Raw genomic sequence first — 12,821 nt, forward strand, 5'->3', positions numbered from 1 at the left:
ACCCAGCCGCAACATCGACGTTGCAACGCTATCCGATATGTAACGGGTCGACCTGCACCCGAAGTGGCAATTCCTGCTTCCGAGTAGCCCGACTGATTAACCCTGCCCGGAGCGCTCGACCCAACCCGCTGCGGTCTTGCACCGGGCAGCGAACCAACATTCGTTGTGCAGGGCCGTACTGCCGCTGATCCCATGTACCTGGAAGCGACACTCCACTCGGTAGATCGACCGGGCCTAACAACTCAGTGTTTGTGGGCAGCGAAACATGGGCAAAGTAGTCTTCTAGCGCAACCCTCGGAGCGTCCACTACCGCGACGTGCGCAGCAGGCGGGAACGAAACCTCTCGTCGGTGCGCTAGTTCGAGCTCCGCGTACCCTGACGGGTCCCAGCGAAGAAAAAACTGTACAACGGCGATCCATGGATCCGCGGTCACGACGACTTCTCCCCCACGTGTGTGCGGCTCAACTAGCGCCGCAGCTGCGATCCATCTGGAAAACGTCTCCTCCGCAGCACGTAGGTCCGGCCGTTGTAGCAAGGCCCACGCATCCATCAAGACTGCGGCTCCATACCCGCCCTGCACGAGCGGTTCCGCTCCTGGTGTCGCGACAACGAGCTGGGCCCGAGGCTCAACTTCTGCCAGGATCTTCTCACCTGAAGAATTCCGCACCCGAACTTGAGGAAACGCTCGTCCAAGTTCTTCCGCTGTCCGATCTGTCCCCAGCACCACTGCACGTAACTTCCTCGACCCGCACGCAGCGCAGCGAAACGATGGATCGATTCGGCCGCACCATCGACATGTCGGAGCGGAAGCATCCCCACTTTGCGGTAGCTCCAGGGGGCCGTTGCAGGAACGGCAGCGTGATGGCGTTCGGCACTCACCACACGCGAGAGCACGAATGTATCCGGCTCGTGGCACTTGAAACAGCACAGGACGATCCCGCTCGAGTGCCCGGTTCGCTGCCTGAAACGCCACCGAAGGCAGCCTTGCTTGCCTCGCCCGTGGGTCTCGCTCCAGCGCAAAGTCAGAGTCTCCTGCCGCGTAGATTCGAGGCATCCGCTCCCGGATCGTACTTTTCGACGCCTCCAACCCATGCATCCAGCCCGATTCAACGAGCATCTGGGTTTCGGCAGTTCGCGCAACACCGCCGATGATGAGCGGGACGTGCTCCAGCGCGGAGCGCGTCGTCAACACCTCTCGCGCATGGACATAGGGTTCACGTGGATCAACAAGGTTATCGTCGCCATCGTCCATCAACACGAGCAACCGGAGGTTCTGAACCGGCGCAAACGCTGCGGAGCGGGTGCCAACCACAATCCTGGCCTGTCCGTGCAGCGCAGCAAGGTAACGCGAATACCGTGCCTGTGGTCCCTGCGCCGATGTAAGCGTACTCACCTGGCGAGGACCTACGATGTTCTTTAGTTCCGACTCAAGGCGATCCACATCGCGTTGATCAGGAACGACGATCAGCGCGCCTCCACCATCGAGCGCGACTTTGGCTGCCAGCGCAGCTAGCGCTTCCGCCCATGACGCACCCGGTACTACCTGCCACGCGGCGCGCACCAGCTTTCCAGCCAACACCGCGTCAACGAACGATTCGCCGAACTGATACGTACTCCAGGCGGAAAGATCCGGCTCAGTAGTCTCTCCGAGCTCTTCCCAACGCGTTGCTGTGTCTGTCTCCTCGGCTTTCTTATGGCGGGGAGGGATAGCCGAGCGGTATATGTCGGATCTCACCCCGGCGTAGCGTTCTGCAAGTGCGTCGACAAGCTGACGAAGCTGGGTGGGAGCAACCACCTCTGAGGAAATCACTCTCTCCAGATATCGCAGACTCCCAACATGGTCAGGAGCTTCCGTCCTATCGAGTATCAGTCCATCAACAAGGCGGCCGGCAAACCGCACCCTCGCCCGTGTACCCGGCTTCGCGTCCTCTGACTGCTCTTCTGCGACGTAGTAGTCAAAGGTACGGTCCAGCTGCGCCAATCCAAGTTGCGGCAGCACCTTGGCAATAGGAAGCGTTGACGCGGGCTGTTTCGACATCAAGCCGTTGCCTTACAGCCCTGCGGCTGCTCGCAGGTCGTCCACCTTATTGAGCTGTTCCCACGGCAACTCGACGTCCGTGCGACCGAAGTGGCCATACGCAGCAGTTTGGGCGTAAATAGGCCGAAGCAGGTCAAGTTCCTGGATAATCGCAGCTGGGCGAAGATCAAAGACCTTTTCGACTGCCTGCTGGATTGATTCATCCGTGAGGCCTTCCGCTGCGGTACCGAAGGTCTCGACGTAAAGGCCAACCGGAGTGGCTCTTCCGATGGCATAGGCAACCTGAACCTCAACACGATCTGCTAGACCAGCAGCGCAAATGTTCTTGGCGACCCAGCGCGTTGCATAGGCTGCGGAACGATCCACCTTTGAAGGATCCTTACCGGAGAATGCGCCTCCTCCATGGCGCGCCATTCCACCATACGTATCCACGATGATCTTCCGACCGGTCAAGCCGGCATCCCCCATAGGGCCGCCCAAAACAAACGACCCAGACGGATTCACCAAAAGCTTGGTGTCTTCGGTATAGAACTTCTCGAGACCTGCGTCAGCAATTACCCACTCGAGCACATGCGTGCGCAGCGCGTCTTCCAGTGCCTCACCGACAAAGTCAGGGTCGTGCTGCGTAGAAATAACTACCGTGTCCAACGCCACTGGCGTATCACCGTCGTAGGCGAACGTCACCTGTGTCTTACCATCTGGCCGCAAACCCACGACGGTGCCCATCTTTCTTACCTCAGTGAGCCGACGTGCCAGGCGATGAGCGAGGGCAATCGGAAGTGGCATGTACTCTTCGGTTTCATTGGTCGCATAGCCGAACATTAGTCCTTGGTCGCCAGCGCCAGTCTGGTTGAATGCTTCGATCATGTCGTTCTCTCGGGACTCCTGGGAGAACGACACGCCATCCGAGATTTCCGCAGACTGATCGCCAATAGCAATATTCACCCCACACGTGCGGCCATCGAACCCCACCTCGGATGAAGAGAACCCGATCCCGACCAACTTATCGCGAACAATCTTGGCGATATTCGAATAGGCTTCAGTTTTCACCTCGCCGACGACGTGTACTTGCCCGGTCGTAACGAGCGTCTCGACAGCGACACGCGATGTCGGATCCTGTCTGAGCATGTCATCGAGAATCGCGTCCGAGATTGCGTCGCAAATCTTGTCTGGGTGCCCTTCAGTCACCGATTCACTGGTGAACAAACGGTAGTACTTACCAGAATCACGTGTAGACAAAGCGGTCTTCCTTTTGCTCTCTAATTCCTACGGAAAGTGGCCCGCGAAGACATACAATCGCCGACCGTTGATTCAATGCACTTTAGAGTAGACCACTCGGTCTAACATTTCAAACACCGTCCACTAGCGAGTTAAGGACTCAATCCTGTCAAGCAAGTGAACTGCAACCTCCAGCTTCGTTCCATGTGGGATCGGCTGCTCGCCACCTAAGCTGTCAAGGAACCAGCCCTGGTTATGCTTCTGCCCAAACACTGCCCCCTCTGCAACAGAGTTAACCATGAGAGCGTCCACCCCTTTACGCTTCAGCTTCCGGCGAGCATTCTCAAGTTCGTTATCGGTCTCCGCAGCAAACCCGACAATCGTTGCTGAGGTACCGCCTTCCTTCCTCAACTCCCCCAAACCGTGCAAGATATCAGGATTTGGCACCAAATCTACTTGTGTAAGGGCTTGGCTGTTGGCATCCTTCTTCAGCTTTGTGCTGGACACATTGCGAGGGCGCATATCGGCTACCGCAGCAGCCATCACGATAATGTCGGCGTCAGGCGCTAGGCTACGCATGACCTCGTTCATCTGTTGCGCCGTAGTGACGCGATGGACTCTAGCCCCGGCGGGAAGACTTAGCTCACTCGTTGCACCGGCGACAATATCGACCTCCGCGCCCCGCTGCGCCGCGACTTCCGCAAGTGCAAAGCCCTGCTTCCCCGAGGAATGATTGCCCAAGAAACGCACTGGATCAAGCGGTTCACGGGTACCCCCAGCACTAATCAGGACGCGCTTTCCCTCCAACGTCTGTTCAATAGGCCCAGTAGCTACGACGGTTTGCGTGAGGTCCACAATCTGCGAGGGGTCAAGGAGACGACCCGCCCCGCTGTCTTTGCCCGTTAGCCGACCATGGGCAGGTTCCAGAACGGTATATCCACGCGAACGCAGCACCGCCACGTTGTGTTGCGTTGCAGGGTTGTTCCACATCTCGGTATGCATTGCAGGTGCGAGCACAACAGGGCAGGTAGCCATGAGAAGAGTGGAAGTTAATAGGTCGTCTGCACGCCCCGCTGTAACACGTGCAAGAAAGTCCGCAGTAGCCGGAGCGACGACAATAGCGTCTGCGTCTTGCCCAATTCGAACATGCTGGACCTCATCGACTCGCGAGAACACATCGGTATCGACTGGTGCACCCGAAAGCGCCTCGAACGTGGCTGCACCCACAAACTTCAGAGCATTGGCTGTCGGAATGACGCGCACGTCAATGCCTTGCTCACGAAAATCCCGAACAACCTGGCAAGCCTTGTACGCAGCAATTCCGCCCGCAACGCCAACGACAACTTTCTTCAGATCACTCATAGCAAAAAGTGTACGCAAAACCCCGCAAGCACTCCCACTGGGGAGCCATTGCGGGGCATGTATATGCAGGCGGAAGGAGTTTTACATTCCTTCTTCGTGCTCGAGCAAGGACGAGTTGATTTCGCGAAGCGCGATAGAAAGCGGCTTCTCACCCGGCTCTGGCGTAACCAGAGGCCCGATGAACTCGAAGACGCCTTCATCCGAGTTCTGGTAGTAGCTGTTGATTTGGCGAGCACGCTTGGCAGCAAAGATAACCAATGCGTACTTCGACGAAACCTTCGTCAGCAACTCATCAATCGGGGGCGCGGTAATACCATCGGGCGTGTCGTATGCTTTTTCTTCCGCGTCGCTCGCAGAGCTATCTTGCAACAGATCGCTGTTGATCGTGCTCAATTCAACCTACTTCTCGTTGTACTTCTATTAATTATCGGTGTCTCGGCCATCAGACCCCACAAGAAGGTCCACTATAGCAGCAACAGCATCATCGATATCGTCGTTGACAACAATATTGTCAAATTCATCCTGTGCGGCAATCTCATTGCGCGCAGTTTCCAAGCGACGCTCAATGACTTCTTGGGTCTCCGTTCCACGTCCGGTGAGACGTTCTACAAGGATCTCCCATGTTGGCGGGGCCAGAAACACAGTTGCTGCCTCGGGCATCATGCCCTTGATATTTCTCGCTCCAACAAGGTCAACTTCGACGAGGACAGGACGCCCAGCTTCTAACGCCTCGCGTACGGGCGAAGCTGGAGTACCGGAGCGCTGGAGGCCTCCATGGATGTCGGCCCACTCCAGCATCTCGCCCGCATCAATCTTCTGTTGAAATTCATCGGGCGAAACAAAGAAGTAATCTTTGCCGTCTTGTTCTCCTGGCCGTGGCGCCCGCGTCGTCATCGAAACGGAGAAGTACAGGTCTGGAACTTCTTTCCGCAAGCGCTGCACAACGGTTGACTTCCCTACTGCTGAAGGGCCAGCCAGAACTACGAGGTTGCCGCGTGAAGTGGGTGTCGACACTGGATTAGTCCTCAGCGAAACCAAAGCGCTCGAGCAGTGCACGGCGCTGACGGTCGCCCAAGCCACGGAGACGACGAGTCTGGGCAATCTCCAGCTCTTCCATGATCTCGCGTGCCTTGACCTTACCAACCTTTGGCAGAGCCTCCAGCAGAGCAGAGACCTTGGTCTTGCCGATGATCTCGTCGGTAGCTGCCTTCTCCAAGACCTCGGCGAGGTTCGTGTCGCCGCGCTTCAACGATGCCTTCAGCTCTGCACGCTGCTTGCGCGCTTCTGCTGCCTTCTCGAGTGCTGCCTTGCGCTGCTCATCGGTCAACTGTGGAAGTGCCACGGTTTCCTCCATGTAGATAGTAGTTCTATTGCTCCAGTGCATTCACACCGGACCGCGATTCACCAGCCCCGATAGTACCGGGTTAAGCAATCGGCTCCGAGTCAGTGTAGCACTAGGACGCTTTACACTTGATGTATTGCATGGTGTTTAGCCACGTCAACGCATCGACGCAACTAAAGTACCAGCAATTATGCAATCTCGTAAATAGGAACTATTCCTATTTCCAATTCGCCAGGTCAACAGCGCGTTTGCGCAGTTCAACGTGGTCAGGACCAGCGGCGAGAATCCCTCGAGACATGTTCGGGTAAAACTGCTCAAGCCTCCGCCCTGCAATACTGCGAACATCGCTGAAACTCGCTCCCTGCGCTCCCACCCCTGGCATCAGCACAGGTCCTGTAAAGCCGGAAAAATCCAGCGGATAGGAAATCGTTGCACCGACAACGATCCCCACATCACCGAGACCAGAATGCAGCGCATCGCTTCGATATTCGGCGTTCAGCATCTCGCACGCGTCGACCATGCTCTGTGCAATGGTCGTGCCGTCGATCTGCTTGGACTGAAACTCCTGAGCCTCAGGGTTCGAATTCGCAGCCATGACGAAAACTCCCTTGCCGTGCTCATGGGCGGTCTCTATCGCCGGTGCAAGTGATCCCACACCGAGGAATGGGGTGAGCGTAAGCGCATCCACCTCGAGAGGCGAGCCAGGGCGCAGCCAAGCATCGGCATATCCCTGCATCGTCGAACCAATGTCACCGCGCTTCGCATCGGCAATAACAAGCGTCTGCGCATCTCTGAACCTCTGAATCAGTTCTTCCAGGACGGTAAATCCCTTGGATCCAAAGCGTTCATAGAACGCAACCTGAGGCTTGACTACGGCGACGTGCCCCGCGAAAGCTTCAACACAAATATCAGAGAACGCGACAAGGCCGTCGACGTCGTCTGGCAATCCCCACTCATTGAGGAGTCGTGCGTGAGGGTCAATGCCCACGCACAACTGCCCATGCTTTTGGGCCGCCTTCTGTAACTCCTGCGCGAACGACACAGCTACTTTTCTCCGTTCTCCGTCCTGGTCTCGGCCTCAAGTTCCTGCAGGCTCATCACGGCGATCTCGTTGTCACGCAGCGCCTCAATGCCTTGCACTGCTGCGGTCACGCCTTGCACAGTCGTCATGAGTGGCACGCCGTGCGCAACGGCTGCGGCACGGATGTCGTAGCCGTCGTGGCGTGCGCCCGAAGACCCTGCTGGCGTGTTCAGGATCAGATCGATCTCACCATCGTTGATGCAGTCAACGATCGATTTGCCCTCCGCGCCGTTTCGCACGTCAGAGGCCTTGAGCACGACCTCGCACGGGATGCCGTTCCTGCGAAGCATCTGGGCTGTACCTCCTGTGGCGAGAATCTTGAAGCCCATCGTGGAGAGCCGCTGGATCGGGAAGATCAGCGTGCGCTTGTCGCGGTTGGCAACGGAAACGAACACCGTACCTTCCGTCGGGAGAGCGCCGAAGGCTGCAGCCTCCGCCTTCGCATAGGCGACGCCAAAGGACGGAGCCAAGCCCATCACTTCGCCGGTGGATTTCATCTCTGGACCAAGAATGGTGTCAAGCATTGCGCCGTCTGGACGACGGAAGCGGTTGAACGGCAACACAGCCTCTTTCACCGCGATCGGGTGCTCGAGCGGCAGCGAGCCACCGTCGTAGTCACTCGGAATCATTTTCTCGTTCTTCAACTCGGCGATGGTCGCGCCCATCATGACACGGGCAGCTGCCTTGGCAAGATGTACACCGGTTGCCTTCGACACAAATGGGACTGTTCGCGAGGCACGCGGATTAGCCTCAATCACGTAAAGGATGTCGTCCTTCAGCGCGAACTGTACGTTCATCAGACCTGTCACACCGATCCCGTGTGCCAACGCTTCCGCGGAGCGACGAACCTTCTCAATGTCCTCAGGGCCAATGGTCATTGGCGGCAGTGCGCAGGCCGAGTCACCCGAGTGGATACCGGCTTCCTCGATGTGCTCCATGACTCCACCGAGGTACACGTCCTTGCCGTCCGACAGCACGTCGACATCAATCTCAATCGCGGAGTCAAGGAAGCGGTCCACAAGCACCGGGTGGTCCGGTGAGAGTTCCGTTGCGCGGTTGATGTAGTCTTCGAGGCTTTGCTCGTCGTACACAATCTCCATGCCCCGACCGCCCAGCACGTATGACGGACGAACGAGCACAGGGTAACCAATCTCATTCGCTACTCGACGTGCCTCTTCGAAAGAAACAGCCGTACCGTACGCAGGTGCAGGAAGCGTGGCAGCGTCGAGCACCTTGCCGAACTCACCGCGATCCTCCGCGGAATCGATGGCCTCGGGAGTCGTGCCGACAACCGGGACACCGGCGTCAGCAAGTCGCTGAGCAAGACCCAGCGGTGTCTGACCGCCCAACTGCACGATGACGCCTGCAACGGTGCCCGACAGGGACTCCGCGCGGTAAATTTCCATGACGTCTTCGAAGGTCAACGGCTCGAAGTAAAGGCGATCAGCCGTGTCGTAGTCGGTAGAAACGGTCTCTGGGTTGCAGTTGATCATCACGGTCTCGTATCCAACTCGTGAAAGCTCGAGTGCTGCGTGAACACACGAATAGTCAAACTCGATGCCTTGACCGATACGGTTTGGGCCGGATCCCAGGATCAGCACTTTTTCCTTTTCGGATGGTGCAACCTCGGACTCTGCTGCAGGATCCCACTCGTAGGCAGAGTAATGATACGGCGTCTGAGCCTCAAACTCACCGGCACAGGTATCAACCGTCTTGTACACCGGGTGCACACCTAGAGACCAGCGGAGCGACCGCACACCGTCTTCGCCGGCAAGCTCAGGTCGAAGCGCAGCAATTTGTGCGTCGGAGAGTCCAAAGACCTTCGCTTCACGAAGCAGTGCAGCGTCGAGGACGGGGGCGTCGATAAGCTGCTGCCGGAACTCTACGAGCGCCGCAAGCTCGGCAAGGAACCAGGGGTCAATCCCGCTGGCTTCGTAGACTTGCTCGATACTTGCGCCGAGACGCAAAGCGAGCTCAACGTCGTACATACGCTTATCTGTCGGGATGCGCAGGTCCTCGAGAACAGCGTCAACGTCGTTTTCACGGCCTTCAGCAAAGTAGCTGTCCGGCTTCGTCCAGAAACCATTCGGCTTCTCCTCCATGGACCGCATGACCTTATTCAGTCCCTGGATGTAGTTGCGGCCAATGCCCATCGCTTCGCCAACGGCCTTCATGGACGTACCCAGGGTCTCGTCGGAGCCAGGGAACTTCTCAAACGTGAAGCGTGGCATCTTCACGATGACGTAATCGAGCGTCGGCTCGAAGGCTGCTGGGGTGACCCCCGTGATGTCGTTCTGGATCTCATCAAGCGTGTAACCGATGGCCAGCTTCGATGCAATCTTCGCGATTGGGAACCCGGTCGCCTTGGACGCAAGCGCTGAAGACCTCGAAACTCGCGGATTCATCTCAATAGTAATGATGCGGCCGTCCTTCGGATTCACCGCAAACTGAATGTTACAGCCACCCGTATCGACGCCCACCTCGCGGATAATCGCTATACCCTGATCGCGCATTGTTTGGAATTCCCTGTCCGTCAGCGTCACTGCTGGCGCAACAGTCACCGAATCTCCGGTATGGACGCCGAGGGCATCAACGTTTTCAATCGAGGCGATCACGATAACGTTGTCGTTGCGGTCGCGCACCAACTCAAGTTCGAACTCCTTCCATCCGAGGATGGACTCCTCGATCAGGACGTTCGCCTCTGGTGAGGCGTCGAGACCTCCACCCGCGATGCGGTCAAGATCCTCCATAGTGAACGCAAGGCCGGAACCAAGCCCACCCATGGTGAAGGAAGGTCGCACGACCACTGGAAGACCAAGCTCCTGCACTGTCTCGTGGACTTCATCCATTGAGTAGCAAACGCGCGAGCGCGCGGATTCGCCGCCGATCTTCTCGACGATGTCCTTAAACTTCTGTCGATCCTCCCCGCGCTCAATGGCATCGATATTCGCGCCGATCAACTCAACGTTATGCTTAGCCAGAATGCCTTGTCGCTCGAGCTGGATCGCCGCGTTCAGCGCTGTCTGTCCACCAAGCGTTGGCAGAATCGCATCAACTGGATGCCCCTGCTCTGCTTCGCGAGCCAAAATCATGTCGATGTAGCTCGGATCAATCGGCTCGACATAGGTATGGTCCGCAAACTCCGGGTCAGTCATAATCGTTGCCGGGTTCGAGTTAATAAGAGTGACGCGCAGGCCCTCTTCCTTCAAAACGCGGCATGCCTGCGTCCCCGAGTAGTCAAACTCACAAGCCTGACCAATGACGATTGGTCCGGATCCAATAACCATCACATGGTTGATATCTTCGCGCTTCATAGTCTTTATCTCCTCTAGTGCTGGTTATTGCTTGTTCGGGCTCTTCGAGTCCATCAGCGAGATGAACTGATCAAACAGCGGGTTCGCATCGTGCGGGCCGGCAGCCGATTCGGGGTGATACTGCACGGAGTACGCCATGCCGTTGTCCAATGCCACGCCCTCGACGGTGCCGTCGTTCAAGCAGACGTGCGTGATGGATGCCGGCCCGAAATCCGTCTCGAAGCTATCGCCTGCCTTGCCGCGGAGCGCGAAGCCGTGATTCTGGCTGGTGATGTCAATCTTTCCAGTGCGCAAATTCTTTACCGGGACATTGACACCGCGGTGACCGTAGCGGAGCTTGTATGTCTCCAGCCCAAGCGCCCGGCCCAGGATTTGGTTGCCGAAGCAAATCCCGAAGAACGGGATCTTTGCCGCAAGAACGTCGCGGACGACCGCCACCATTTCGTCTGCAGTCGAAGGATCGCCTGGACCGTTGGAGACGAACACGCCGTCGGGACGGTACTGTTCAATCTCCTTCAGCGGGGTGTTCGCCGGGACCACGACGGTCTCGATGCCACGCTTTGCGAACTGCAATGGAGTTGCGGTTTTAATACCCATGTCGTATGCGACAACGGTGTACCGCTTCTCACCTTCAGCAGGAATGATGTATGGCTCAGTCGTCGTCACCTCGTCGCTAAGGTCGGCGCCTGCCATCGCGGGCTGCTCGTTGACCAGCTTGACCAGCTCATCAACTGGACGCTCTGTATCTTTACCGACAAAAATCCCTGCTGAAATGGATCCATGGTTGCGCAGGTGGCGCACCAGAGTCCGAGTGTCCACTCCGTAGATGCCCGGGATACCCTCGTTTTCCATCTGCTCTGAAAGGCTACGCTTCGAGCGCCAGCTCGAATGTGCCGTTGAGAGGTCACGGATTACGAGGCCAGCAGCCCAAATCTTGTTGTCGTGCGACTCATTGTCCTCGTCGTTCCAGCCTGTATTGCCGATTTGCGGAGCCGTGAGCGTCACGATCTGCTTGTGGTACGACGGGTCGGTCATCGTTTCCTGGTACCCGGTCATTGCGGTGCTAAACACTGCCTCGCCATAGACCCCCTGTTGTGCACCGAATGAGAAGCCACGGAATACTTTTCCATCGCCAAGCACGAGAAGCGCTGGGATACGTTTGTTAACCATGTTGTTTAGTTCCTTTACTCGTTATCGGCTTGGTACGTGACAGCTCCGCGCAGCATGGTCATTTTGACCTGCGCACGGAACTGCATCCCTTCGTACGGTGTATTTGAGGCTTTCGACGCCAGCTCTTCCGGCTCTACTGTCCACGATGAATCAGGATCGACCAGGGTGAGGTTCGCTGGCTCACCAGCTGCGATTGGTCGCCCTTGATCCTCCAACCGAAGGATCTCAGCAGGGCGCTCGCTCATCACCTTCGCGACGAACCGCCAATCTGCCAACCCTGCTTCAACAAACACGCGCGCGATGATCGCCAGCGAGGTCTCAAGTCCCAGCATTCCTGGCTTCGCGTGCTCGAACTCCACGCACTTCTCCTCTGAGCCATGCGGCGCGTGGTCGGTAGCTACGACATCGATGGTTCCGTCTAATAACGCATCGCGAAGCGCAATTGTGTCCCTGCGTTCACGCAGCGGTGGATTCACCCGGAAGTTTCCGTTGAAGGTTTCCAGCTTCTCATCTGTCAGCAACAGGTGATGCGGTGTTACCTCAGCAGTGACATTTGAGGAGTGCGTCTTCGCCAGTCTCAATAGTTCGACGGTGCCTTCGGTCGAGGCATGGCAGACGTGGAGGCGTCCGCCATAGTCACGGGTCATGATCATGTCTCGAGCCACAATTGATTCTTCAGCGACACGAGGCCACCCGCGAAGGCCCAACTTCGCAGCCATTGGCCCTTCGTGAGCGCTGGCGTCGTCAGTCAGGCGGTGGTCCTCAGCGTGCTGCGCCAGGAGCACATCGTATGCCTTGGCGTACTCGATCGCACGTCGCATGATCTGTGGATCATTCACGCACTTCCCGTCGTCGGAAAACATCCGAACGTGCGACTGTGACATCAACCCGATCTCAGTAAGCTGCTTGCCTTCAAGACCCTGAGTGATGGACCCAACCGGGTAGACATCGCACTTGCCGTAGCTTTGTCCCTTGTTCCATACCGCTTCAGCAAGGAATGGCTGATCAATGACAGGACGCGTGTTCGCCATCGTGAACACAGCAGTAAAACCGCCCTTGGCAGCAGCGTCTGAACCAGTCGCGATAGTTTCGGTATCCTCGCGGCCGGGCTCTCGCAGGTGCACGTGCATATCCACCAGCCCTGGCAGAAGCACCCAACCGTGACCATCAACCACTTCATCCGCGACCGAGGTGTCGACGTCCTCTCCGACCGCAACAATCCGTCCATCCTCGATAAGGACATTCGCGGTGGATTCGCCATATGGCCGAACGTTTGTCAATGCAACTACTGACATT

10 protein-coding genes are annotated in these 12,821 nt (G+C 57.3%); all 10 read right to left on the minus strand.

All coding sequences use genetic code 11. The features are described 5' to 3' along the window. Positions 1-28 precede the first annotated feature (28 nt). The 10 genes from BJP08_RS03615 to BJP08_RS03660 all read right to left on the minus strand — a co-directional run bounded on the left by BJP08_RS03615 (position 29) and on the right by BJP08_RS03660 (position 12,820). The gene (locus BJP08_RS03615; RefSeq protein WP_071568306.1) at positions 29-2,038 is read right to left on the minus strand and encodes a primosomal protein N'; all 2,010 of its coding nucleotides are present in this window, start codon (positions 2,036-2,038) and stop codon (positions 29-31) included. A gap of 12 nt (positions 2,039-2,050) precedes the next feature. Beyond that, positions 2,051-3,277, minus strand: a complete 1,227-nt coding sequence (metK, locus tag BJP08_RS03620; RefSeq protein ID WP_071568307.1) for a methionine adenosyltransferase — start codon at positions 3,275-3,277, stop codon at positions 2,051-2,053. A 123-nt stretch (positions 3,278-3,400) separates the two neighbouring features. After that, positions 3,401-4,618: a bifunctional phosphopantothenoylcysteine decarboxylase/phosphopantothenate--cysteine ligase CoaBC gene (coaBC, locus tag BJP08_RS03625; protein ID WP_071568308.1), complete on the minus strand. Its 1,218-nt coding sequence runs from the start codon at positions 4,616-4,618 to the stop codon at positions 3,401-3,403. 81 nt (positions 4,619-4,699) lie between these two features. After that, positions 4,700-5,002, minus strand: a complete 303-nt coding sequence (rpoZ, locus tag BJP08_RS03630; protein ID WP_369816393.1) for a DNA-directed RNA polymerase subunit omega — start codon at positions 5,000-5,002, stop codon at positions 4,700-4,702. Positions 5,003-5,038: 36 nt separating this feature from the next. Beyond that, positions 5,039-5,632 carry a guanylate kinase gene (gmk, locus tag BJP08_RS03635; protein ID WP_071568309.1) on the minus strand — a complete coding sequence of 198 codons (594 nt, stop codon included), beginning with the start codon at positions 5,630-5,632 and terminating at the stop codon, positions 5,039-5,041. Positions 5,633-5,636: 4 nt separating this feature from the next. Next, complete coding sequence (gene mihF / locus BJP08_RS03640; protein ID WP_071568586.1) at positions 5,637-5,960, minus strand: integration host factor, actinobacterial type; 324 nt, start codon at positions 5,958-5,960, stop codon at positions 5,637-5,639. A gap of 217 nt (positions 5,961-6,177) precedes the next feature. Next, entirely contained in the window at positions 6,178-7,002 is an 825-nt protein-coding gene (gene pyrF, locus BJP08_RS03645; protein ID WP_071568310.1) for an orotidine-5'-phosphate decarboxylase, read from the minus strand. 2 nt (positions 7,003-7,004) lie between these two features. Then, positions 7,005-10,355, minus strand: coding sequence for a carbamoyl-phosphate synthase large subunit (carB, locus tag BJP08_RS03650; RefSeq protein ID WP_071568311.1), 3,351 nt, complete (start codon positions 10,353-10,355; stop codon positions 7,005-7,007). A 24-nt stretch (positions 10,356-10,379) separates the two neighbouring features. Further along, complete coding sequence (gene carA / locus BJP08_RS03655) at positions 10,380-11,525, minus strand: glutamine-hydrolyzing carbamoyl-phosphate synthase small subunit (RefSeq protein ID WP_071568312.1); 1,146 nt, start codon at positions 11,523-11,525, stop codon at positions 10,380-10,382. 14 nt (positions 11,526-11,539) lie between these two features. Continuing rightward, the gene (locus tag BJP08_RS03660; protein ID WP_071568313.1) at positions 11,540-12,820 is read right to left on the minus strand and encodes a dihydroorotase; all 1,281 of its coding nucleotides are present in this window, start codon (positions 12,818-12,820) and stop codon (positions 11,540-11,542) included. Position 12,821: the final 1 nt, after the last annotated feature.

This window comes from Corynebacterium sp. NML140438, from assembly GCF_001875725.1.
Taxonomy (GTDB): Bacteria; Actinomycetota; Actinomycetes; order Mycobacteriales; family Mycobacteriaceae; genus Corynebacterium.